We start from the raw sequence: 23,048 nt of genomic DNA, 5'->3' as shown, positions 1-23,048 counted from the left end.
ACCGCGTGCCGGTTCAATCCCTCAGGCCGGTCTCCGGGCTCGCGAGTGGAAGCCTGCGCCTCCGATGCCGCGCCTTCCCATGCGACTGCACAGTGGCGTGTTGCGGCATCTGACCTCGCCCACCGTTGCGGGGGCAGCTCCGGCATTGCAGCTCGCCAAGGCGATCCGCGCACCGGATTCCCGTTTAAACCACCGCAACTCCGGCAGTCACCTCAGGGGCGCGCATGGTAGCAGGATTGTCCGGCGGCGCCTCGGCGGTCTCCGGCAACCGGCCAAGCGCAGCGCCACACGCCTGGATGGTGAATCCCTACTCCCTTCTCCCACCGGGAGAAGGTGCCCCGAAGGGGCGGATGAGGGTACGGAGCGAAGCCTCATGCCATGGATGGAAGCAGCATGCTGGGTTGCCTGCATGTCCGCCACCGAGCTTCATCTCGCACATACGAATGGGCTTCGCCCCCGTACCCTCGCCCCAACCCCCGCTCCGCGCCCCGGCCCGCGCTTGCGGCGCGGGCGCTCCAAGGCACGCGCGCCCATGGCGCGCCAGCTTTGCCTCCTCGCCCCGAAGGGAGAGGGACTTCGAGCCGAACTTCATTGGCGTGTTCAAGATTTCCGGGTCATGGAAGTGACGTGCCGAGACGGCAGCGTGGCCGGGGATCGGCGGAGAGCGGCACACGGATGTGCCGCGACGGCGAGTCAGACAGGATGTCTGCCGAGCCGAAAAGCCGATCCCCGGCCGCGCTGACGCCCTGACCGAAGCCAGTACCGACAGGCAGTGTGCTTCGCCGTACCCTCACCCCAAGCCCCACTCCGCGCCACGGCCCGCCCTGCCAGCGCGGGGGCACCACGTCACGCGCCGGTGGCACGCAAGCTGCGCCTTGGCGCCACGTTGGAGAGAGGCCAGCTCGCCCTTCGCCTATTCCAACCAGAAAGGGGCTCTAAAACCTCAGCCCCCCTGCAGCGCCTGCTCCAGATCCGCCAGCAGGTCGTCGATATGCTCGATGCCGATCGACAGCCGCACCGTGTCTTCGCTGACCCCGGCATGTTCCAGTTCGGCCGGGCCCAGCTGACGGTGCGTGGTCGATGCCGGATGCGTTGCCAGCGACTTCGCATCGCCGATGTTCACCAGCCGGGTGAACAACTGCAGCGCATCCAGAAAACGCGCACCGGCCGCGCGCCCGCCGGGCAGGCCGAAGGTCAGCACGCCCGAACCATGCCCGCCCAGATACTTCTGCGCCAACGCATGCTCCGGATGCTCCGGCAGCGCGGCGTAATTGACCCAGGCAACCCGCGCGTGCTGCTGCAGATACGTCGCAACCGCCAGCGTGTTGGCATTGATGCGCTCCATCCGCAGCGGCAGCGTTTCGATGCCTTGCAGGATCAGGAACGCATTGAACGGCGACAGCGCCGCGCCGGTATTGCGCAGCGGCACCACGCGCGCACGGCCGATGTAGGCCGCCTCGCCCAGCGCTTCGGTGTACACCACGCCGTGATAGCTCACGTCCGGCTCGTTGAGGCGCGGAAATCGCTGTGTGCGCGCCGCCCACGGAAAGCGCCCGCTGTCCACGATCGCCCCGCCGATGCTGTTGCCATGGCCGCCCAGGTACTTGGTCAGCGAATGCACCACGATGTCGGCGCCGAAGTCGATCGGCCGCAGCAGCGACGGCGTGGCCACGGTGTTGTCCACGATCAGCGGCACGCCGTGCGCATGCGCCACCGCGGCCACGGCCTCGATATCGGTGATGTTGCCGCGCGGATTGCCGATCGATTCGACGAACACCGCCTTGGTACGTTCATCGATCAAGCCGGCAAACGCCTGCGGATCGCGATAATCGGCAAAGCGCGTGCCGATGCCGAACTGCGGCAAGGTATGCGTGAACAGATTGTAGGTGCCGCCATACAACGCACTGGAGGAGACGATATTGTCGCCGGCCTCGGCGATGGTCTGGATCGCATAGGTCACCGCAGCCTGCCCGGAGGCCAGCGCCAATGCACCGATGCCGCCTTCCAGCGCAGCCACGCGCCGCTCCAGCACGGCGTTGGTCGGGTTCATGATGCGGCTGTAGATATTGCCCTGCACCTTGAGGTCGAACAGGTCCGCACCGTGCTGGGTATCGTCGAACGCGAAGGCCACGGTCTGGTAGATCGGCACCGCCACCGCACGCGTGGTCGGATCGGGCGTGTAACCGCCGTGCACGGCGATGGTTTCGGGCTTCCACTGCGGATCGGTCATGGCACGGCTCGCTCGGACAGGAGTGCCGACCATAGCCGGCCCTGCACGCGTGTCTGCATACCAGCGGTGATAACCTTATGCCGCCGCGTTGTGAGCGCAAACGATGCGCCGCATGCGCCATCCCCCTCATGCAAACGGGCACTGCCTGCGCAGTGCCCGTTGCTTGCTTCAACCACTGCCAGCGATGCGGCGCACACGCCGCGCCGCGTCTCAGCCCTTGCCAAACACCAGCCGCCCACCCTCGGCACGCACGCGCACGGTGTCGCCGCCGAGGTACTGGCCGGACAGGATCTGCTGGGCCAGCGGGTTTTCCACCTGCGACTGGATCGCCCGCTTGAGCGGGCGCGCGCCATACACCGGATCGAAACCGACATTGCCGAGCAATTCCAGCGCGGCATCGTCCAGATCCAGCTTGAGGCCGCGCTCGGACAGGCGTTTTTCCAGCCCATGCAACTGGATGCGCGCGATCGACTTGATCTGCGCCTTGTCCAGCGGATGAAACACCACGATGTCGTCGAGCCGGTTGATGAACTCCGGGCGGAAATGCGCCTGCACCACGCCCATCACCGCCGCCTTCATCTGCGTATAGGCCTCGGCGCTGCCGTCGCCGGACAGCTCCTGGATCTGATGCGAGCCCAGGTTGGAGGTCATCACGATGACGGTGTTGCGGAAGTCCACGGTGCGGCCCTGGCCATCGGTCAGGCGGCCGTCGTCGAGCACCTGCAGCAGGATGTTGAACACGTCGGCATGCGCCTTTTCCACCTCGTCCAGCAGGATCAGCGAATACGGGCGCCGACGCACCGCCTCGGTGAGATAGCCGCCCTCCTCATAGCCCACATAGCCCGGAGGCGCACCGATCAACCGCGAGACCGAGTGCTTCTCCATGAACTCGCTCATGTCGATGCGGATCATCGCCTCGGTACTGTCGAACAGGAAGTCCGCCAGCGCCTTGCACAACTCGGTCTTGCCCACGCCGGTCGGGCCCAGGAACAGGAACGAGCCGCTCGGACGATTGGGGTCGGACAGGCCGGCGCGCGAGCGCCGCACCGCGTCGGAAACGACCTTGATCGCCTCGTGCTGGCCGACCACGCGCTGGTGCAGCTCGTCTTCCATGCGCAGCAGCTTGTCGCGTTCGCCCTCGAGCATCTTGTTGACCGGGATACCGGTCCAGCGCGACACCACTTCGGCGATTTCCTCGGCGGTCACACGGTCCTGCACCAGCTTGAAGTCGTGATGTTCGACCTCGTTGGCCAGCGCCATCTGCTTTTCCAGCTGCGGCAGCACGCCGTACTGGATCTCGCTCATCTTGGCGTAGTCCTGGCGCCGTTGCGCGGCTTCCAGTTCCAGCTTGGCGTGCTCGATCTGCTCCTTGACCTTGGTGGTGCCCTGCAGCGCGGCCTTTTCCGACGTCCACAACTCGTTGAGGTCGTAGAACTCGCGTTCGAGCTTGTCGATGTCGTTTTCCAGATCGGCCAGGCGCTGACGCGAGGCGTCGTCCTTTTCCTTCTTCAGCATCTCGCGCTGGATCTTGAGCTGGATCAGGCGGCGCTCCAGGCGATCGAGTTCCTCCGGCTTGGAGTCGATCTCCATGCGGATGCGCGATGCCGCCTCGTCCATCAGGTCGATCGCCTTGTCCGGCAACTGGCGGTCGGTGATGTAGCGGTTGGACAAGGTGGCGGCGGCAACGATCGCCGGGTCGGTGATCTCCACGCCGTGATGCACCGCGTAGCGTTCCTTCAAGCCACGCAGGATGGCGATGGTGTCTTCCACCGTCGGTTCGCCCACGAACACCTTCTGGAAACGCCGCTCCAGCGCCGCGTCCTTTTCGATGTACTTGCGGTATTCGTCCAGGGTGGTGGCGCCGATGCAATGCAGCTCGCCGCGTGCCAGCGCCGGCTTGAGCATGTTGCCGGCGTCCATCGCGCCATCGGCCTTGCCGGCGCCGACCATGGTGTGCAGCTCGTCGATGAACAGGATGATCTGGCCTTCGTTCCTGGACAGGTCGCTGAGCACCGCCTTTAGCCGTTCTTCGAACTCGCCGCGGAACTTGGCACCGGCGATCAGCGCGCCCATGTCCAGCGACAGCACGCGCTTGCCGCGCAGGCCTTCGGGCACTTCGCCATTGATGATGCGTTGCGCCAGGCCTTCGACAATGGCGGTCTTGCCCACGCCGGGTTCGCCGATCAGCACCGGGTTGTTCTTGGTGCGCCGCTGCAACACCTGGATGGTGCGGCGGATCTCTTCGTCGCGGCCGATCACCGGATCGAGCTTGCCGCTCTCCGCACGCGCAGTCAGGTCGATGGTGTATTTTTCCAGCGCCTGGCGTTGTTCCTCGGCGTTTTCCGATTGCACGGTCTCGCCGCCGCGCAGCTTGTCGATGGCGGCTTCGATCTTCTTCTTGTCGCCGCCGGCCGCGCGCAGGGCCACGCCCAGCGGGCTGGCATCGTCGGCGGCGGCCAGCACGAACCACTCGCTGGCGATGAAGGCATCGCCATGTTGCTGGGCCAGTTTGTCGGTCTGGTTGAGCAGGCGGTTGAGATCGTTGCCGATCGATAGGTTGCCTTCCTGCCCGGAGACCTTGGGCAGCGTGTCCAGCGCCTCGCCCAGCCGCTCGCGCAGCAGCGGCACGTTGACGCCGGCCTGCGACAGCAGCGGACGCGTGCTGCCGCCACTCTGGTCCAGCAATGCGGCGAGCACGTGCACCGGCTCGATGATGTTGTGGTCACGGCCCACGGCCAGCGACTGTGCATCGGCCAGCGCCTGCTGGAACCGCGAGGTGAGCTTGTCCATCCGCATGGGAAGAATCCTCTGAACTGGTGGCCGGCGACGCCGGCAATACCGTGCAGATGCGGTTGCTGTGCGGGGTTTCAAGGTTTGGCGAGTACGGCAGCGCCGATGCGGGGCAGCAGGACCGGCTCACACGGTGGCATATGGGCTACGCGATATGGGCTCGCCCGTTGGGCTTGGCCGACCCAGGCCGGCGGACAAATCGTTAGACGATCCGCCGCAGCGGCAGCGAGGCAGGCGCCGCAACGCCCTACTCCGCGCCAAGATTCTCCGCCGCCGCTGGCGTCGCCACTAGCGACGCCCCCAGCAGACGCGACAGCACCTGCGCCTGGATTGCCGCCAGGGCCGGCGCGCCGGGGGCACGCGGATGCGGCACCGGCACCGGCAGGTCCAGGCCGACCTGGCCGTGCTCGATCAGCACGATGCGATCGGCCAGCGCGCTCGCCTCGGCCACATCGTGGGTGACCAGCACCAGGGTGAAACCGAACTGCCGCCATAACTGCACGATCAGCTGCTGCATCTCGATGCGCGTCAACGCATCCAGTGCGCCCAGCGGTTCGTCCAGCAACAGCAGCCGCGGCCGATGCACCAGTGCGCGCGCCAGCGCCACGCGCTGGCGTTGACCACCCGACAACGTCGCCGGCCAGTCGCCGCCGCGTGTGCCCAGCCCCACCGCGTGCAGCGCCGCCTGTGCCTGCGCGCGCCCGGCACGCCCCAGACCCAGCGCCACGTTGTCGATCACGCGCTTCCACGGCAGCAGCCGCGCGTCCTGAAACATCAGCCGCACCGCATCGCGCTGCGCTGCCAGCGCTGCATGACCGCTGTCGACCGCGCCGGTATCGGCCGCCTCCAGCCCGGCGATCACGCGCAGCAAGGTGCTCTTGCCGCAGCCGCTGCGCCCGACCACCGCCACGCTGGCGCCGGGTGCGATCTCCAGGTCGATGCCGCGCAAGACCTCGCTGTCTCCGTAATGCTTGCCGACACCGCGCAGGCTCAGCGGCAGGCCAGGGTCGGTCGCGCTCATCGGCGCAACGCCGCACGCTGTTGCTGCGCCGGATGCCAGCCCAGCCACCAGGCTTCCAGGCCGCGTGCGGCCAGATCGGCCAGCTTGCCGAGCAGCGCGTACAGCACGATGGCCACCACCACGATGTCGGTCTGCAGAAACTCGCGCGCGTTGGTCGCCAGATAGCCGATGCCGGAACTGGCGGAAATGGTTTCGGCCACGATCAGGGTCAGCCACATCAGGCCCAACGCAAAGCGCAGCCCGACCAGAATCGACGGCAACGCGCCGGGCAACAACACATCGACAAACAGCTGCGGGCCGCGCAAGCCGTAATTGCGCGCCATCTCGATCAAGGCCGGGTCCACGCTGCGGATGCCGTGATAGGTATTGAGATAGATCGGGAAGAAGGTGCCCAGCGCCACCAGGAACAGCTTGGCGCCCTCGTCGATCCCGAACCACAGGATCACCAGCGGGATCAGCGCCAGATGCGGCACGTTGCGCAGCATCTGCAAGGTGCTGTCGAGCAGGCGTTCGGCCACGCGCGACACGCCGGTGAGCAGGCCCAGCGCAAATCCGATACTGCCGCCGATGGCCAGGCCCACCGCCGCGCGCCAGCTGCTGATCGCCAGGTGTTGCCACAACTCGCCGGTTTGTACCAACGTCACTGCGGCACGCAATACCGCATCCGGCGCGGGCAGGATGCGCTGCGGCAACCAGCCGCAGGAGGCCGCAATCTGCCAGGCCACCAGCAAGGCCAGCGGCACTAGCCAGGGCACCAGCATGTTGCCTAAACGCTGCGAGCGGCGACTCATCGCGCGGCCTTGCTGGTGGGGCGCTGCAGCAAGACAACGGCGTGCGCATGGCCGCTCACGGATGCTCGGCACGCGTTCCCGCTTGCGCGTGCGCTCTTGCTTGCCCGTGCGGTCCCGCTTGCGCGTGCGCTCCTGTTTGCGTGTGTACTCCCGCTTCCACGCATCACCTGCCCGCCGCCTGCTTGCCTGCCGCGTGCACCGCGGCAACCGCGGGCGCACGCCATACCGCCGGCGCCACCAGCACGCGCCTGGGCAGCAGGCGCTGCGCGTAGAACAGATCGGCAGTGCCCTGTTGCGCCTTGATGACCTCGGCGCTGAGCGGTTGCACGCTGGCCGGCGGGCGATGCGCCAGCGTGCGCTCGACCACCGCAGGCGACAATCCGCTGACCTGCGCCAGCACCTGGATGCTGCCGGCGCGGTCGCGCTCCAGCAATCCATCGGCCTGGTTGAGCTGTCCCATCACCTGCTGCACGAACGGACCCCACGCGGTGGCGTAACGCCGCGACGACAGAAAGAACCCGCCGGTCAATCCCAGCCCTTCGCCGTTGGCGAGCAGGCGCGCGCTGCCGTCCAGCGTCAATGCCGAATACCACGGGTCCCAGATCGCCCAGGCATCCACCTGCCCGGCCGCGAACGCCGCACGCGCGTTGGCCGGCGACAGATACAACGGCGTGATGTCGCGCATGCTCAGGCCGGACTTGGCCAACAGCCGCAGCAGCAGGTTGTGCGCGCTGGAGCCTTTCTGGAAGGCAACCCGCTTGCCCTTGAGGTCGGCCACGCGCCGCAGCGTGCTGCTGGCCGGCACCAGGATGGTCTCGGCCTTGGGCGTGGGCGGCACCCAGCCCACGTACAGCAGATCGGCACCGGCGGCCTGCGCGAACAGCGGCGGAATATCGCCCGCACCGCCCAGGTCGATGCTGCCCACGTTCAAGGCTTCCAGCAGCTGCGGGCCGGCCGGGAACTCGACCCAGCTGATTTTGGTGCGCGGAAAGCGCTGTTCCAGCAACCGATGCTGCTTGGCCAGCACCAGGCTGGATACCGCTTTCTGATAGCCGATACGCAGCTGCGCCGGCTCGGCCGCCAATGCGGGTTGCAGCCACGCGATGCCGGACAACAGCAACGCAACAATCAAAAAGCGGTAGCGCATCGGAGCGTTCCTCATTGCCAGTCGGTGGAGGGTTTTTCCCAGAGGTTGACGCCACCTTCGACCGCAAAGCGATCGATCTCGGCCAACTCGTCCGCACTGAACTCGGGCGACTGCAAGGCCGCGACGTTTTCGACCAACTGCTCCGGGCGGCTGGCGCCCAGCAGTGCCGAGCTCACCCGCGCATCGCGCAGCACCCAGGCCAGCGCCAGCTGCGCCAGACTCTGCCCACGCCGCTGCGCGACCGCATCCAGCCCGCGTGCGCGCTGCAGGTTGGCCTCGGACAGATGTTCCGGCCGCAGCGAGTCGCCACCGGGACGATTCACGCGCGCGTCGCTGGGTACGCCATTGAGGTACTTGCCGGTCAACAGGCCCTGCGCCAGCGGCGTGAATGCAATCACCCCCGCGCCGACCTCGTCGGTCGCCTCGAACAGCTCATGCTCGGCCCAGCGATTGAACAGGTTGTAGGCCGGCTGATGGATCAGCAGCGGCACCTTCCACTCGCGCAGCAATGCGGCGATCTCGCGCGTGCGCGCCGCCGAATACGACGACACGCCCACATACAGCGCCTTGCCCTGCTGCACCGCGCTGGCCAGTGCGCCGGCGGTCTCTTCCAACGGCGTGTCCGCATCGAAGCGGTGCGAGTAGAAGATGTCCACGTAGTCCACGCCCAGCCGCTGCAGGCTCTGATCCAGGCTGGACAGCAGGTATTTGCGCGAACTGCCGCCCTGCCCGTACGGACCCGGCCACATGTCCCAGCCGGCCTTGGTGGAGAGGATCAATTCATCGCGATACGGCTTGAAGTCTTCACGCAGCAGGCGGCCAAAGTTGATTTCCGCACTGCCATACGGCGGGCCGTAGTTGTTGGCCAGATCGAAATGGGTGATGCCCAGGTCGAAGGCGGTCCGCAGCAATGCGCGCTGCGTATCGATCGGCGTGCTGTCGCCGAAGTTGTGCCACAGGCCCAGCGACAGCGCAGGCAGGACAAGGCCGCTGCGGCCGACACGGCGGTAGGCGATACGGTCGTAACGATCGGGATGTGCGAGATAGGTCATCAGGGTATCCGGTGAGTCAGCGTGCGCTGAAGCGATTGACGGGGCGTGCCAGCCCCAGATGATCGCGCAGGGTGCGCCCTGCATATTCACGCCGGAACAGTCCACGCCGCTGCAGCTCGGGCACCACATGCGTGGCCACATCGGCCAAGCCGCCGGGCAGGTGCGGCACCAGCACGTTGAAACCGTCCGCAGCCTCGCCCTCGAACCAGGCCTGCAGCTCGTCGGCAATCTGTGTCGGTGTGCCGATCAGGCTGTAGTGCCCGCGTCCACCTGCGATGCGCCGACCGAGCTGGGCGATGCTCAGTTGCTCCTGTCCGGCCAGCTCGGTGAACAACTGCTGGCGGCTGCGCTGGCCGGTTTCGGTGAGCGGCAGTTCCGGCAACGGGCCATCGGGCGGATAGCCGGACAGATCGAAGTTGCCCAGCATGCGCGACAGCAGCGCGATGCCGACCTCCGGCTCCACCAGCTCCTGGAACTGCGCGAACTTGTCCTGCGCCTCGGCCTGGCTCTGCCCCACCACGATGAACACACCCGGCATCACCTTCAACGCATCGCGCGCGCGCCCGAACCGTTCCAGCCGGCCCTTGATGTCGGCATAGAACGCCTGCGCCTTGGCCAGCGACGATTGCGCGGTGAACACCACCTCGGCGGTTTCCGCAGCCAGCGCGCGCCCGGGCTCGGACGAGCCGGCCTGCACCAGCACCGGATGCCCCTGCGGCGCACGCGCGATGTTGAGCGGGCCGCGGACCTGGAAGTGTGCGCCGCGGTGATCCAGCACATGCAGCCGCGCCGGATCGTAGTGCACGCCCGCAGCGGTGTCGGCGATGAAGGCATCGTCGTCCCAGCTGTCCCACAGCCCCGCGACCACCTGCTGGAATTCGCGCGCCCGCGCATAGCGCTCGGCATGCACGTAGTGCGCGTCGCGGTTGAAGTTCAACGCTTCGTCGGCGGCATCGGAGGTCACCAGATTCCAGCCGGCACGCCCACCGGACAGATGATCCAGCGAGGCGAACTTGCGCGCCACGTGGTACGGCTCGTTGTAGCTGGTGGTCATGGTGGCGATCAGGCCGATGCGCTCGCTCACCACCGCCAACGCGCTCAGCAGCGTGAGCGGTTCGAACAGGCTGGAGCGCGCCATCCGCGACGCTACCGGCCCACCGGCTGCAGCCAGGCTGTCGGCGAGAAACACCGCATCGAACTTGGCGGCTTCGGCGATGCGCACCATCTGGCGATAATGGTCGAACACCAGCGGGTCGGCACTGGCCTGCGGGTGCCGCCATGCGGCCACGTGATGGCCGGTGGCCATCAGGAACGCCCCGAGCGAGAGCTGTCGTGCAGCGCTCATCGCAGGCCACCGTGCGTGGTGCCTGCACTGCGCGAATCAGCGTCAAAAGCCATCACGGACATCGTCAAAAATCCTTGTGCAGTTGCAGCCCGACATAGCGCTGGTCGTCGCGTGGCACCAGCCGGAACACGTTGCCGGTGGCATTGGCCAGCAATGGGGCGTACGAACGGTCGCCCAGATTGCGGCCGAGCACCGCCACCCGCCAGCCATGCACATCGTCGGCCAGCGCGATGCTGGCGTTCCAGATCGCATACGGGCCCTGGATGGTCTGCGGGGTCTGGCTGAGGTCGTACTGCACGCTGTCCTGCCAGCTCACGTCGCCGTTGAATTCCAGCGCCAGGCTGCCGCGCAACGGCACCCGGTAACCAGCACGCAGATTGCCCTTCCAGTCCGGCGAAAACGGCAACGGCCGGCCATCGACATTGCAGTTGGCCGCCGCTGCGGTAGGGCAGGCAAACCGCTGGATGCGCGCCTGCGTGTAGGCCAGCGAGGCGGCCAGGCTGAGCCGCTCGGTGGGCCGGTAGTCCAGATCCAGCTCCAGGCCTTGCGTGCGCACCTGCCCGGCATTGATCAGGCGCGTCACCACCTGCCCGGCCACGGTGTCGAAGAAGTTGGCCTGGTAGTTGGCGTATTCGGTATGGAACAACGCTACGTTCGCACTGAGGCGATCGTCCAGGGCACGCGCCTTCAGGCCCAGCTCCCAGGCATTGGAGGTCTCCGGCTTCAGCGGCGGCGTATCGCGCGGCTGCATGTTGAAGAACACGTTGTAGGCCGGGCCCTTGTAGCCGCGCGAATAGGTCAGGTAGCCGGTGGTCTGCGCATCGACGTCGTATTGCAGGCCGGCGCGGCCGGACACGCCGTTTTCTGCGGTGCTGCCACGGCTCGCGGTGGACGGCTGGATGCCGGTGACTGCGGTTGCGGAACTGGACACGCGCTGGTGCCGGTAGTCGAGCGTATCGCGGGTAAAACGCGCACCCAATAGTGCACGCAGATCCGGCCGCCAGTGCCAGGTGGCCTCGCCGAAAGCGGCATAGGTTTCCGCGCGGGTGGCGTAATCGGCCACACCCGCAGTGCTGGCGGTCGGCGTCGTCACCGTGCGCCGATAGGTTTCGTCGCTGCGCGCATGCAGGTAATACAGCCCGGCGACCGCTTCCAGCGCACGGTCGCGCGGGGTCTGGATGCGCACTTCCTGCGAATACTGCGTGTAGCCCAGGTCGCCACGGTCGTGCGAGGACGGAAACGCCGCGCTGCGTTGCGCGGTGCGGTCGCCATCCTGGAACTGGGTGTTGTCCCATTGCCGCCACGCGCTGATCGAGGTCAGCAGCGCATCGCCGAGTTGCTGGTCCAGCTGCAGCGAGGCACCCTTGTTGATGTCGTCCAGATACGTGCGGTAATCGCTGTTGATCTGCCGGTTGTCGGCACTGGCGATGACCGGTGCCAGCGCCGCGGCGAAATCGGCACGCGTGCTGGCCACCACCACACCGCTGGGCGCGTCGCTGTGCGATTGCAGGTAGTCGGCGAGCAGCGTCGCGTTCAAGTCAGGGTTCGGGCTCAGGTCCAGCCGCAACCGCGCGCCGGCGCGCCGGTAGCCGTTGACGGTCTGGCCGTCGGCCACATTGCGCACGTTGCCGCCGTAGGCGGCCCACAACGCCGACACGCTGGCCTTGAGCAGCTCCGGCACCAGCGTGCCGCCGACGCTGGCACGCACGCGGTCTTCGTCGCCGCCACCGAAGTGCGAGTAATCCACAGAGCCGCCGAACAGCTCCGGCGCCGGCTTGCTGACGATATTGAGCACGCCGGCCGAGGCGTTCTTGCCGAACAAGGTGCCCTGCGGCCCGCGCAGGACTTCGATGCGTTCGACATCGAGCAGGTCCAGCGTGGCCTGGCCCGGACGCCCCAGCACCACGCCGTCGATCACCGTGGCCACACTGGGCTCGACCCCTGGCGAGGTGGAGATGGTGCCCACGCCACGCAGGAACAACGAGGTGTCCTTGTTGGAGGCACCGCTGCGAAAGGTCAGGCTGGGCACCAGCGCCGGCAGGTCGGCCACGCTGTTGCGATTTTCGCGCTCCAGCGTCTCGCCCTGCACCACCGATACCGCCACCGGCACCTGCTGCAAGGTGGTTTCCCGGCGCGTGGCGGTCACGGTGACCGCGCCCAGGGTCTGCGCACCGCGCTCCGGAGGCGCGGCAGCCTCGCCCACTTCATCGGCCAGCACCGGCGCACATGCCCATGCCAGACTCCACGCCAGCACCTGCGGCCTGGCCAACCATCTCGAAGCAGCGAGGATCCTTGCAGGGGTCCGGTGTCGCGCAGGCATGTACGTCCTTTCGTGGCGTCGGCTGTCTTGCAGCAGCGCGGGGGAGATGTGCGAATCGGCGAGCGCTGTGCATGCACGCCGACCCGGGCGCAGCGCAGGCCGAAGCGGCGCTGCAATGCGGTAGCGCATGCTGTTTGCAGCGGCCGCGAGCGTCAAATAACCAATGTTTAGGTGGTTATTCACTCACGCGTCGCCGCGTACCGGCCACCCGTGCCCAGCGCTCGCCAAGAACATCGCTGCACGACGCCAGGCCAATGGCTATAATGGGTATATGGATGCACCCAAGCCCTGGCACCTCTATCTGCTGCTGTGTCGCAACGGCAGCTATTACACCGGCATCACCAACGATCTGGAGCGGCGTTTCCAGGCGCATCAGCGTGGGACCGGTGCGCGCTACACGCGTGCAAATCCGCCGCTTGAAGTGCTCGCCAGCCATCCGTATGCGGACCGTGCCGCAGCCTCGCGCGCAGAGTGGCAGCTCAAGCAGCAACCGCGCGCGCGCAAGCTGGCCTGGTTACTGGCGCAACCGCACGACGGCACCGGGTCACAGCCCGCTGACGCTTCGATCACGCCCGCCTAGCCGCGCGGTTTCTACGCTGCAGCGTCGTCAATCGCGGAGCAGCGCATGCACTATCAGCTCTATTACTGGACCGGCCTGCAGGGCCGTGGCGAATTCGTCCGGCTCGCACTGGAAGATGCCGGCGCCGACTACACCGATGTGGCGCGTGTCCAAGGCGATGAAGTGATGAATGCCTTTCTGGAAGGCACCAAAGCCGGCGCGCAGCCATTCGCGCCGCCCTTCCTCAAGATAGGTGACGCAGTGGTTGCGCAAGTCGCGGCCATCCTGCATGTCATCGGACCGCAACTGCAGCTGGTGCCGGATTCGGACGCAAAGCGCATCCACGCATTGCAGTTGCAGCTGACCATCGCCGATCTGGTGGCCGAGGTGCACGACAGCCATCATCCGATCGCCACCGGCCTGTATTACGAAGACCAGAAAGCCGAAGCCGCCAAGCGCGCCAAGGATCTGCGCAACAACCGCCTGCCCAAGTTCCTGGGCTACTTCGAGCAGGTGCTGCAACAGGCCGGCGGAACGCACGTGCTGGGCACGCATTCCTACGTGGATCTGTCGTTGTTCCAGCTGATCAGCGGGCTGGAATACATGTTTCCCAAGCGCATGAAGACGCTGTCAGCCGAGTTGCCAGGCCTGAAAGCCCTGCAACAGCGGGTGGCCGCCCGCCCACGCATTGCGGCCTATCTGGCCTCCGAACGGCGCGTGGCATTCAATACCAAGGGCATCTTCCGCCACTATCCGGAGCTGGACGCGGCATAAGCGATGGCCGGGCGCGTTGCATCGCGTGCTGCCCAACCTGCGTTGCTCCCATGCTGGAATGGTGCACGAGGCTGCATCCATGCATGCAAGGCCGCATTCGGGCGGCCTTCTCCTCACCTCACCACACGCCGCCTCAACGTCCCTGCAGCAACGCCGTCCGGATGCGCTGCAACTGCGCCTTCACTGCAGCCGCTTGCACCGGTCCCAGCCGCAGCAACGCCTTTTGACCGACCGACAGCGACTCCAGCGCGGGATCGACAAAACGGTACCGGCCACGCTCGTCGCGCTGCACCTTGATCGGCTGTGTCGGCTCGGGCGTGCGCAGCAGATGATCGATCACATCGATCACGCGGTCGTTGAAGTAGCGGTCCGGCGCGCCCAGATCGGCATAGGCCTGCTGGAACAGCGGATAGAAACGCACATAACTGCGCACCAGTGCCTGTGCATCCACCTGGGTGAACGCTGCCACGTAAGGCGCATACCGCGCCGCATTGGCCTGATCGACCACCACATTCCCGCCGGCATCGGACACCGCAAACTCGCCCGCCACCGGCTGCAGCACCGAGGCGCGACGGCTGATGCTGGGCTGGGTGAGATTGTCGATCACCACCACCACGCGTTCGATCAGGTGCTTGCGCAGCACGATCGACAACGCGCCATCGTCCTGCACCAACTCCAGCAAGGCCTGCCACGCAGCCCCATCGCTCTGTGCCAGCGCGGGAATCGCGGCGTCCGCGGCATCGACCGAGGGCTGCTGCACCGGATGCCGCGGCCCCGCCGGTGCCGGCGGCGCCGGGGTCACCGCCGCTGCCACGGCGCTGGCGGTCTGGCTGATCGGCGCAGGCAATGCGCCCGGCGCAGTGGGTGACCCGCTGAATAGCCACCAGGCGGCGCCAGCCACCACCGGCACCGCCAGCAGCCACGGCCAACGCGAAGACTTGGATTGCATCGTGGAACTCCTTACATCGACAACATCCAGGGTGTGACCATGAGATATCGCGGTGGTTCCATCGATGTGCGGCGATGACGCGATCAAGCAGGCATGTGCATCGCGCGTAAGCGATTGGCACGCGAGGGTGACTGTCTCTGGCAGCAAACGCTGGCTGCAGCGCTAGAACTCACAGCCGAGTTGGTCAAGCGCACCTCATGCTCTGCTTGCAACCATGCACACCGACCATCTCGACGGGTCCTTGCCCGCCCACCGTCGCGGGACCTTACGCGGCATGGATGCCGCGTGAGAGCCTACACGGACGTACTTGCGGCGTGTCCTGCGATGGTGGGCGGGCAAGGGCCTTGCAGCCAAGCCGCACATCGTCTGCTCTACAGTCGGCGCATTCGCACCGCTCAATACCTTCCAAGGCGACCGAGCGCTTGAGCTTCCGCAGCGTCTGGACGTTCCAAAGCCGAGTTGGTCGCCTGCGCGGTGCCCTCACCGCTTGCGGGACACGCCGTGAATCCGTCCATGGAGGCTCCTTGGCGGCATCCATGCCGCCAAGGGTCCCGCAACCGGCGAGGACACCGCACCAGAGAGTTGGTTGGCCGCTTTCTTGAAAGCTTGTCGCTTGGCTTGCGGTAGCAGATGAGACGTTTGTAGGTTGCGTATTGAAAGCCCGTCTGCTGCTCGGGTTGCGATGGAAAAATGCTGAAAGGTTGATCGAACACACGGTGATCCGACCAGCGCATGCCATGTACCGCTTGCAACCATGCACACCGACCATCTCGACTGGTCCTTGTCCGCCCACCGTCGCGGGACCTTACGCGGCATGGATGCCGCGTAAGAGCCTACACGGACGTACTTGCGGCGTGTCCTGCGATGGTGGGCGGGCAAGGGCCCTGCAGCCAGGCCGCAGATCGCATGCTCTAGCTCTGGTTTTGGTTTTGGTTTTGGTTTTGGTTTTGGTTTGGCTTTGGCTTTGGCTTTGACTCTCGCTCACCCACATCGCCAACTCTCGAACCAGAACGACCAGCGTCGCTGCATCAAGCAACAACGCCGCCCGCCCGATGGCCGCGAGTGGCAATGTCCGCCGCTTTCAGCTTGCGAAATCCAGCCGCGCATCCACCCAGGCCGCCACGATGGCGGCGGCGACCTGCTCGGCCTGTTTCGCAGGCAGGCGCTTCTCGCGCACCAGCCATGCGGCAGTGTCGGCGCGCACCTTCGGCAGCAACGCGCGCACGGCCTTGCGCTGCGCCGCCGGCCAGTCGCTGTCTTCCCCGGTCCAGGCCGCAATCGCCTTGTCCGGATCGTCGCCGTAGCGCTTGCGCAATGCCGGTGTCAGGTACAGCAGTGGCGATACCGACGCGCGTAACGCGATGATTTTCCACTCGGCGTAACTGGCGTAGCGAATGGTGCCGGCGTCCTTGCTCAGGGCCTCGATCAACCCGTCGAAACCGGCATCCAGCTGTTTCCAGCTGGCCAATGCAAACAAACCGCCCGGCGGCTCGCAGATCGGCGCAAACCCGTCGCGGGTGGAGCCATACAGCGACCCAAACGCCTCATACGCCGGCTCGCCCACTGCAGCAAAGATGAAGCAATGCACGTAAGGACGATGATCACTGTTGTCGCGTTCGATCCACATCCGCAGCAATGTCAGCACGCGTTCCTGCGCCTGCATGGCGGGCATGCCATCCGCATCGTCGAGCAAGGATGCGGCGAAGTCGTCGACCTTGCGCAGCGCCTTGCGCGCACTTTCAAACCGCGCACTCGCCAGCTTTGCATCCACGCCCGCGGCGGGAACGAACTGATGCAGATACGCCAGCCACGCCGAGGCCAGCGGCGTGTCGTAACCCTGCAACTGGCGCGCCGCCTCGGCAGGCGCGGCGGGAATCTCGGCGATGATGCGGTCCAGCGCCTGTTGCTGCGCAACGAGCGCCTTGGCCAGCACATCGGCCCTGGCCTTCAATGTGCGTTGCAGGCACTCGTCCGGCTTGGCGTCCTGCGCGCAGGCATTGCGCTGCCGCAGCCAGGCGCGTTGCTGATCACGCACGCCTGCGACCGCGTTGCGCGGCGTGGTGTCCACCAGCGCCCGGTAGGATTCGTCCAGCTGATCGTCCAGACTGCCCAGCGCCGGCACCGCACACAGCCGTTTTTCGACTGCGGTGCCTGCCTGCTTGCAATCGAACGACGCCGCCCAGGCACCGCCGGCGCCAAGCAACAGCGCGCCACCGATGACCAGCCGCAACACGCTGGAGCAGGCTGTCATTGCACTGCGTCCTTGCGTGCGGGCAGTAGCGAGAGCAGCAGCAGGGTCACCGCCAACGCAACATAGGCACCGACGAACTGCCAGCTGATCACGCGCGCCAGGCCGTGCAGCGACCATGGCAGATAGATGCCGCCGCGCGGGTCCACCGAATGGATCAGGCCGAACAGCGTCAGCCCGGCGGCCACCAGCAGGAATACCGCACTGCGGCGCAGCCGGCCATCGATCATTGCCACCACGGCGGCGATCCACAGCATCGCGGTGATGATGAAGCCGTTGCCCAGCGCGAAGATCACCGCCAGCTCCGGCAGGCCGTGTCCATCGAGTTTGGTGGTCAGTGCGACCAGTTGGTCCGGCGGGATCCAGCCGGGCGCCTTGATGGTCAGCAGGTACGCCACCGACGGCAGAAAGCCCAGCACCATCGCACCGGCGTGCTGCCTGGGCGTGGCCTGGAACGCCTGCGTGGTGATGTCGATCGACACGTACACGATGATCGGCGCCAGCACCGCCAGCGGCAGCCACTGCACCAGCCCGGAGATCACACCGAGCATGCCGCCGATGCCGACGAACAGGCCGGTCAGCAGCGTATAACCGGAGCGCGCGCCCATGTGCTTGTAGGCCGGCTGGCCGATGTAGGGCGTGGTCTGTGCCACCCCGCCGCAGACGCCTGCAACCAGCGTCGCCAAGGCTTCCACCAGCAGGATGTCGCGGGTGCGGTAGTCATCGCCCGCCGCACGTGCGCTCTCGCTGACATTGATGCCGCCCACCACCATCAGCAGGCCGAACGGCAGCAGCAACGGCAGGTACGCCACCGTGGCCGGCAGGCCGTCGATGAAGCCCAGGTTCGGCAGCGGCAACACGATCTTCGGCGGCGTCCATTCCGGCACCGCGAAGCCCGGTGCGCCCAGGCCCGCCAGTCCCAGCCCGTAATACAGCGCAGTGCCGATCACGAACGCCACCAGCACGCCGGGCAGCTTGGTCGGCAAGCGGCCCTTGGCCAGCAGCACGTACAGCAGCAGACCCAAAGTGACGAAGCCGGCCACCGGCGAACGCAGGGTTTCCAGCAGCGGCAATAGGCCCATCAGCACCAGCGCGATGCCGGCGATGGAACCGAGCAGGGCGGCGCGCGGCAGCGCGCGCGTCACCGCCTCGCCGACGAACGACAGCACCAGCTTGAGCAGGCCCATCACCACCAGCGCGGCCATGCCGAGTTTCCAGGTGGCGATGGCGGCCGCCTGCGGGTCCAGCCCCTGTGCCTTGAAACCGACGAACGCCGGGCCCAGTACCAACAGCGCCATGCCGATGCTGGTCGGCGCATCCAGGCCCAGCGGCATCGCGGTAACGTCGTCGCGGCCGGTGCGTATGGCCAGCCGTCGCGCCATCAAGGTGTAGAGCAGATTGCCCACCAGCACGCCGAACGCGGTGCCGGGAAACATGCGCCCAAACACCACCTCGGCCGGGAACTGGAACATCCCGACCAGCGCCATCGCGATGAAGCCGAGGATGGAGAGATTGTCGACGACTAGGCCGAAGAAGCCATTGAGGTCGCCGGCGACGAACCAGCGCGGCGAGGCCGCGGTACGCGAGGAAGGGGCCGACATGGGAACCAGGAAGCGTGGGGATCGGCCGATGGTAGCCGCTGCCCCGCACGTGCGACAGCGGCGCGGTGGATCAGAGCGTGTCGCCGCGATTGCATCGGTCTGCTCCGTGCCAGGCGGCTGCGTGGCAGCAACGGCGCTACTTCATCGCCGCAGCGACCTCGATCCAGCCGACGATGTCGCCACTGCCGGCACTGCGATAGCGTACCTGCACGCGCGTGGCATCGGCGCTGACATCCAGCGCGTCGGCCCGATCGCCTTGCACCAGATAGCGCTTGGTGCTGGTCGCCGTTGGGGTGGCATATAGCGGCAGACGCGCCACCCGCACGCGCAGTTGCACCGGCATCGGCGCGTCCAGCGTGGTGCCGATCTCGCTTGACACCTTCGCCCCGTGCACGTCGTAACGCGGCCACACCGAGAGGGGCATGTCATCGCCGGTGCCTGGATCCAGCAAGGTCTGGATGTCGGGCGAGGCGATCGGCTGCTGCGTCCTGGCCACATACAAGCGCCCGTCGGCCGCGTAGCGATACACATCGGCGTACCACATCGGCCCGCCGCGGCAGGAGCTGGTCAAGCTGCGCTGCTGCTTGTCGGGCGTCAGATTGAAGAAGCCTTCGCACTGCACCGCCGGGCGCGTGGGCGCGGTCAGCGCACGAAAGCGGCGCTGCGCCGGATCGAACACGAATACCAGCACCGCTTCGTTGACCTGGCCGAGCATCGCCGACACCGCAAGATCCGGATGCCCGTCGAAGTTGTAGTCGTCGCTGTCCACGCCGGCGCCGCCTTCGCCCTCGTCCACGTTCGCGTCGAACCATTGCTCCTTGCCGCCCGGGCGCAACACCACATGCAGGCGTGTGCCGACCAGCGTGGCGGTCGCCTGCGTGTTTGCGTCGAGCGTCACCTGCACACTGGCGTCGCGTGCAAAGGACGCAAACGACAGCCCGCCCAGTGCGACGAACAGCAGCTTGCGCGCAGCGCTCACGCGCATTCGGTGCAGATGTTCACGGCGCATGGTCGCCAGGCTCAGAACGACACCTCCACCGCCTGCCGCGACCACAACACCGACTGGTGGCCGGTGGCCTGCTTCCAGGCCAGGCGGATCGCCTCGATGTCGTTGCGCCGCTGCGGGGTGTCCTCGTGCAGGATCACCAGCACCTTGGTGCCCAGCCGGTTCGGCTCCTTGGCGCCGCTGAACAGCCACTGGCCGTAGGCATCGAACACGGTCAGACCGTCGGGAAAGCGCGGGGTCACTTCCTTGTCCAGAAACGCCCGCCACTGGGTTTGGTCGATGGTGCGGGTCTGTGGGCGGTCGGCCGGGCCGGTTTCCTCGCCCACGCCGAAGTACAGCTCGCTGCGCACCCAGCCGCGCGCGGTTGCCGGCCGCGCCGTATCGCCCTGCAGGCTGGCAGTGGTCGATCCCGGCGCGCCGCCGGGGGTGGTGGCGCAGGCGGACAGCGCCAGCATGGCGGCAAGCAGGCAGGACGGCAGCAATTTCATCGACTTCTCCACAACGGGTACGTTTAAGACGGATCGGGGGCGGGCTCATGCAGGGCCGGCATCAGCTGATTCCGGCGTGCGCGCACTGTGCCATCTCGCACACGCCTGAACAACGCGATAATATCTCTCCATCCGGATGAATGTGGACGATCCGAACCCCTTTGCGCCCCTGCCCGGCCGGATGCCGCCCGCGCGGCGCGTTCGCAGTTGCTGTCGCAGGAGAGAGAGATGACCCGCCCCACCCTTTCGGCTATCGGCCTGGCCGTGGCCGCCGTGTTGAGCGCCAACGCCCAGGCCCAGCAGGCCGCCCCCGGCGCCACCACGCTGGACACCGTGATCGTCACCGGCACCCGCGCCAGCGACCGCACCGTGCTGGAATCGACCGTGCCGGTGGACGTACTCACCGCCGAGGACATCCGCAAGGCCGGCGTGGTCAACGGCGAGCTGGGCAGCGCACTGCAGGCGCTGCTGCCCTCGTTCAACTTCCCGCGCCAGTCCAACTCCGGCGGTGCCGACCACATCCGCGCCGCGCAGCTGCGTGGGCTCTCGCCCGACCAGGTGCTGGTGCTGGTCAACGGCAAGCGCCGCCACACCTCGGCGCTGGTCAATACCGACAGCAAGATCGGCAAGGGCACCACGCCGGTGGATTTCAACTCCATCCCGATCAATGCGATCAAGCGCATCGAAGTGCTGCGCGACGGCGCCGGCGCGCAGTACGGCTCGGACGCGATCGCCGGCGTCATCAACGTGATCCTGGACGACAACCCCGAGCGCGGCGAGCTGGAAGCCAGCTTCGGCGCCTACAACACCGAGGTGGAGCCGATCGATCGCCGCGTCACCGACGGCCAGACCAGCTACGCCAGCGCCAAGGTCGGCAGCCTGCTCGGCGATGACGGCGGCTTCTTCAAGGTCGGCCTGGAGCTGAAGAATCGCGAGGCGACCAATCGCGCCGGCTTCGACCAGATCCCGTCGTTCGAGGAACAGACCCCGGCCAATCTGGCGCTGGCCGGCAAGCGCAATTACGTGCTCGGCGATGGCGCCACCAAGGGCCTGAACGCCTGGCTCAACACCAAGGTACCCTTCAGCGCCAACGGCGAGTTCTACGCCTTCGCCACCTACAACCAGCGCGACACCGAAGGCGCCAATTACTTCCGCTACCCGGACGGCAGCGCCAACTGGCGTGAGCTCTATCCCAACGGCTACCGCCCGATTTCCGAGGGCGAAAACCGCGATCTGCAGATCGTCGCCGGCGCGCGCGGGCAGCTCGGCAACTGGGACTACGACGCCAGCCTCAACCATGGCCGCAACGACTTCACCTACCGGCTGCGCAACTCGCTCAACGCCTCGCTCGGCCCGGGCAGCACCACGCGCTTCAAGACCGGCGATTTCGGCTTTGCGCAGACCGTGGCCAATCTGGATCTGACCCGCGTGTTCGATGCGGCCAGCGCCACCCATACCTTCGGCACCGGTGCCGAATTCCGCCGCGAGCAGTACCGCACCCATGCCGGCGACCCGGCCAGCTATGCGGCCGGCCCGTTCACCGACCGCCCTACCGGTTCGCAGGCCGGCGGCGGGCTGACCCCGCAGGACGAGGCCGACCTGTCGCGCAACGTGGCCAGCGCCTACGCCAACGTGTCCAGCCAGTTCGGCGACAAGTTCTCCACCGACCTGGCCGGCCGTTACGAGCAGTACCAGGATTTCGGTAGCCAGTGGACCGGCAAGCTGGCCGCGCGCTATGCCTTCGCCCCGGCGTTCGCGCTGCGCGGCGCGGTCTCCAACAGCGTGCGTGCGCCCTCGCTCAGCCAGATCGGCTACGAAGCCACGTCCACCGGTTACGACGCGGCCGGTCGCCTCACCCAGGGCCGCCTGCTGTCGGTCAACAACCCGATCGCACGCGCGCTCGGTGCCACCGACCTGAAGCCGGAAAAATCGCTCAATTACAGCCTGGGCTTCACCAGCCAGCTGGGCGATCACTTCGACCTGTCGCTGGACTTCTTCCAGATCGATATCGACGACCGCATCGCGCTGTCCGAAGACATCACCGGCACCGCGCTGACCGACTTCGTGCAGCAGAACTTCGCCGTCGCCGGCGTGCAGAGCGCCAGTTATTTCCTCAACGCCGCCGACACCCGCACCCGCGGCGCCGAGCTGGTCGGCAACTGGCGCCAGTACGCCTTCGGCGGCGACCTGCTGCTGACCGGCACCTACAGCTACGCCAAGACCGAGTTGAAGAACATCATCGGCACCCCGGCGCAGCTGCTGGCGCTGGACCCGGCCTATGTGCTGTTCGGTGTCGAGGAGAGCAACACGCTCACCGATGCGGCGCCACGCACCCGCGCTTCCCTGGCCGCCAACTGGAACAACGATCACTGGAACCTGCAGACCCGCGTCAACCGCTACGGCAGCGCCACGCGCGTGTTCGACTTCGGCGGCGGCTTCGTGCCACGCCAGACCTACGGCGCGGAATGGCAGCTGGACCTGGAAGCCGAGTACCACCTGGGCACGCAGTGGACGCTGGCGATCGGCGGCCAGAACATTCTCGACAACTATTCGGACCGCTCCATCGACGACATCGCCTACTTCGGCAACCTGCCCTACGACGTGCTCTCGCCGATCGGCAGCAATGGCGCGTATTGGTATGGGCGGGTGCGCTACTCGTTCTGACGCCGGGATTGGTGGATTGGGGATTCGGGATTGGCAAGGGCGGTGCATCGCGAATCCCCACTC

Annotated in this window: 16 protein-coding genes and 1 riboswitch; of the genes, 3 read left to right on the top strand and 13 right to left on the bottom strand. The window is 66.8% G+C overall.

Annotation, left to right across the window (positions count from 1 at the left end):
• Nucleotides 1-6: 6 nt before the first annotated feature.
• A riboswitch (cobalamin riboswitch) is annotated at nucleotides 7-230 on the bottom strand.
• 713 nt (nucleotides 231-943) lie between these two features.
• The 8 genes from FHT08_RS03500 to FHT08_RS03465 form a co-directional block, all read right to left on the bottom strand.
• Entirely contained in the window at nucleotides 944-2,230 is a 1,287-nt protein-coding gene (locus tag FHT08_RS03500; RefSeq protein WP_166774318.1) for an aminotransferase class V-fold PLP-dependent enzyme, read from the bottom strand.
• A 210-nt stretch (nucleotides 2,231-2,440) separates the two neighbouring features.
• Nucleotides 2,441-5,026 (bottom strand): ATP-dependent chaperone ClpB, encoded by a 2,586-nt coding sequence (clpB, locus tag FHT08_RS03495; RefSeq protein ID WP_166774317.1) that lies wholly within the window; start codon nucleotides 5,024-5,026, stop codon nucleotides 2,441-2,443.
• A 241-nt stretch (nucleotides 5,027-5,267) separates the two neighbouring features.
• Nucleotides 5,268-6,041, bottom strand: a complete 774-nt coding sequence (locus FHT08_RS03490; protein WP_166774316.1) for an ATP-binding cassette domain-containing protein — start codon at nucleotides 6,039-6,041, stop codon at nucleotides 5,268-5,270.
• Nucleotides 6,038-6,832 (bottom strand): aliphatic sulfonate ABC transporter permease SsuC, encoded by a 795-nt coding sequence (ssuC, locus tag FHT08_RS03485; RefSeq protein WP_166774315.1) that lies wholly within the window; start codon nucleotides 6,830-6,832, stop codon nucleotides 6,038-6,040. The genes FHT08_RS03490 and ssuC overlap by 4 nt, the downstream gene beginning before the upstream one ends.
• A gap of 163 nt (nucleotides 6,833-6,995) precedes the next feature.
• Entirely contained in the window at nucleotides 6,996-7,979 is a 984-nt protein-coding gene (locus FHT08_RS03480) for an aliphatic sulfonate ABC transporter substrate-binding protein (RefSeq protein ID WP_166774314.1), read from the bottom strand.
• 11 nt (nucleotides 7,980-7,990) lie between these two features.
• A complete protein-coding gene (gene mgrA / locus FHT08_RS03475; RefSeq protein WP_166774313.1) occupies nucleotides 7,991-9,031 on the bottom strand; it encodes an L-glyceraldehyde 3-phosphate reductase in 1,041 nt (346 codons plus the stop codon).
• Nucleotides 9,032-9,047: 16 nt separating this feature from the next.
• Nucleotides 9,048-10,376, bottom strand: a complete 1,329-nt coding sequence (locus FHT08_RS03470) for an LLM class flavin-dependent oxidoreductase (protein WP_166774312.1) — start codon at nucleotides 10,374-10,376, stop codon at nucleotides 9,048-9,050.
• 64 nt (nucleotides 10,377-10,440) lie between these two features.
• Nucleotides 10,441-12,696 carry a TonB-dependent receptor gene (locus FHT08_RS03465; protein ID WP_243848938.1) on the bottom strand — a complete coding sequence of 752 codons (2,256 nt, stop codon included), beginning with the start codon at nucleotides 12,694-12,696 and terminating at the stop codon, nucleotides 10,441-10,443.
• A 271-nt stretch (nucleotides 12,697-12,967) separates the two neighbouring features.
• On the opposite strand from FHT08_RS03465, the gene FHT08_RS03460 reads away from it, so the two are divergent.
• Together FHT08_RS03460 and FHT08_RS03455 are read left to right on the top strand one after the other, a co-directional pair.
• Nucleotides 12,968-13,276: a GIY-YIG nuclease family protein gene (locus FHT08_RS03460; protein ID WP_104536094.1), complete on the top strand. Its 309-nt coding sequence runs from the start codon at nucleotides 12,968-12,970 to the stop codon at nucleotides 13,274-13,276.
• A gap of 45 nt (nucleotides 13,277-13,321) precedes the next feature.
• Nucleotides 13,322-14,029 (top strand): glutathione S-transferase, encoded by a 708-nt coding sequence (locus FHT08_RS03455; protein ID WP_104607480.1) that lies wholly within the window; start codon nucleotides 13,322-13,324, stop codon nucleotides 14,027-14,029.
• Nucleotides 14,030-14,162: 133 nt separating this feature from the next.
• Here FHT08_RS03455 and FHT08_RS03450 read toward each other — a convergent pair whose 3' ends face one another.
• The 5 genes from FHT08_RS03450 to FHT08_RS03430 form a co-directional block, all read right to left on the bottom strand.
• Nucleotides 14,163-14,978: a DUF3014 domain-containing protein gene (locus tag FHT08_RS03450; protein WP_166774311.1), complete on the bottom strand. Its 816-nt coding sequence runs from the start codon at nucleotides 14,976-14,978 to the stop codon at nucleotides 14,163-14,165.
• A gap of 1,081 nt (nucleotides 14,979-16,059) precedes the next feature.
• Nucleotides 16,060-17,229 carry a lysozyme inhibitor LprI family protein gene (locus FHT08_RS03445; protein ID WP_166774310.1) on the bottom strand — a complete coding sequence of 390 codons (1,170 nt, stop codon included), beginning with the start codon at nucleotides 17,227-17,229 and terminating at the stop codon, nucleotides 16,060-16,062.
• Nucleotides 17,226-18,827 (bottom strand): hypothetical protein, encoded by a 1,602-nt coding sequence (locus FHT08_RS03440; protein WP_166774309.1) that lies wholly within the window; start codon nucleotides 18,825-18,827, stop codon nucleotides 17,226-17,228. The genes FHT08_RS03445 and FHT08_RS03440 overlap by 4 nt, the downstream gene beginning before the upstream one ends.
• Before the next feature lie 136 nt (nucleotides 18,828-18,963).
• The gene (locus tag FHT08_RS03435) at nucleotides 18,964-19,812 is read right to left on the bottom strand and encodes a hypothetical protein (protein WP_243848937.1); all 849 of its coding nucleotides are present in this window, start codon (nucleotides 19,810-19,812) and stop codon (nucleotides 18,964-18,966) included.
• 35 nt (nucleotides 19,813-19,847) lie between these two features.
• The gene (locus FHT08_RS03430) at nucleotides 19,848-20,321 is read right to left on the bottom strand and encodes a DUF3574 domain-containing protein (protein ID WP_166774307.1); all 474 of its coding nucleotides are present in this window, start codon (nucleotides 20,319-20,321) and stop codon (nucleotides 19,848-19,850) included.
• Nucleotides 20,322-20,549: 228 nt separating this feature from the next.
• Here FHT08_RS03430 and FHT08_RS03425 point away from each other — a divergent pair, with 228 nt between their 5' ends.
• On the top strand, nucleotides 20,550-22,985 hold the full coding sequence (locus FHT08_RS03425; RefSeq protein ID WP_166774306.1) for a TonB-dependent receptor: 2,436 nt from the start codon (nucleotides 20,550-20,552) through the stop codon (nucleotides 22,983-22,985).
• Nucleotides 22,986-23,048 lie beyond the last annotated feature (63 nt).

This window comes from Xanthomonas sp. CFBP 8151 (assembly GCF_011761885.1).
Classification (GTDB): Bacteria; Pseudomonadota; Gammaproteobacteria; order Xanthomonadales; family Xanthomonadaceae; genus Xanthomonas; species Xanthomonas arboricola_B.
This window is presented reverse-complemented; position numbering and strand designations above follow the sequence as displayed.

Bases quoted from the DNA above. Each gene is read 5' to 3' on its own strand.
- FHT08_RS03500 (WP_166774318.1), bottom strand. From the start codon at position 2,230: ATGACCGATCCGCAGTGGAAGCCCGAAACCATCGCCGTGCACGGCGGT.
- clpB (WP_166774317.1), bottom strand. From the start codon at position 5,026: ATGCGGATGGACAAGCTCACCTCGCGGTTCCAGCAGGCGCTGGCCGAT.
- FHT08_RS03425 (WP_166774306.1), top strand. From the start codon at position 20,550: ATGACCCGCCCCACCCTTTCGGCTATCGGCCTGGCCGTGGCCGCCGTG.
- FHT08_RS03440 (WP_166774309.1), bottom strand. From the start codon at position 18,827: ATGTCGGCCCCTTCCTCGCGTACCGCGGCCTCGCCGCGCTGGTTCGTC.
- FHT08_RS03460 (WP_104536094.1), top strand. From the start codon at position 12,968: ATGGATGCACCCAAGCCCTGGCACCTCTATCTGCTGCTGTGTCGCAAC.
- FHT08_RS03455 (WP_104607480.1), top strand. From the start codon at position 13,322: ATGCACTATCAGCTCTATTACTGGACCGGCCTGCAGGGCCGTGGCGAA.
- FHT08_RS03435 (WP_243848937.1), bottom strand. From the start codon at position 19,812: ATGCGCGTGAGCGCTGCGCGCAAGCTGCTGTTCGTCGCACTGGGCGGG.
- FHT08_RS03480 (WP_166774314.1), bottom strand. From the start codon at position 7,979: ATGCGCTACCGCTTTTTGATTGTTGCGTTGCTGTTGTCCGGCATCGCG.
- FHT08_RS03465 (WP_243848938.1), bottom strand. From the start codon at position 12,696: ATGCCTGCGCGACACCGGACCCCTGCAAGGATCCTCGCTGCTTCGAGA.
- ssuC (WP_166774315.1), bottom strand. From the start codon at position 6,832: ATGAGTCGCCGCTCGCAGCGTTTAGGCAACATGCTGGTGCCCTGGCTA.
- FHT08_RS03470 (WP_166774312.1), bottom strand. From the start codon at position 10,376: ATGAGCGCTGCACGACAGCTCTCGCTCGGGGCGTTCCTGATGGCCACC.
- FHT08_RS03450 (WP_166774311.1), bottom strand. From the start codon at position 14,978: ATGCAATCCAAGTCTTCGCGTTGGCCGTGGCTGCTGGCGGTGCCGGTG.
- FHT08_RS03445 (WP_166774310.1), bottom strand. From the start codon at position 17,229: ATGACAGCCTGCTCCAGCGTGTTGCGGCTGGTCATCGGTGGCGCGCTG.
- FHT08_RS03490 (WP_166774316.1), bottom strand. From the start codon at position 6,041: ATGAGCGCGACCGACCCTGGCCTGCCGCTGAGCCTGCGCGGTGTCGGC.
- mgrA (WP_166774313.1), bottom strand. From the start codon at position 9,031: ATGACCTATCTCGCACATCCCGATCGTTACGACCGTATCGCCTACCGC.
- FHT08_RS03430 (WP_166774307.1), bottom strand. From the start codon at position 20,321: ATGAAATTGCTGCCGTCCTGCCTGCTTGCCGCCATGCTGGCGCTGTCC.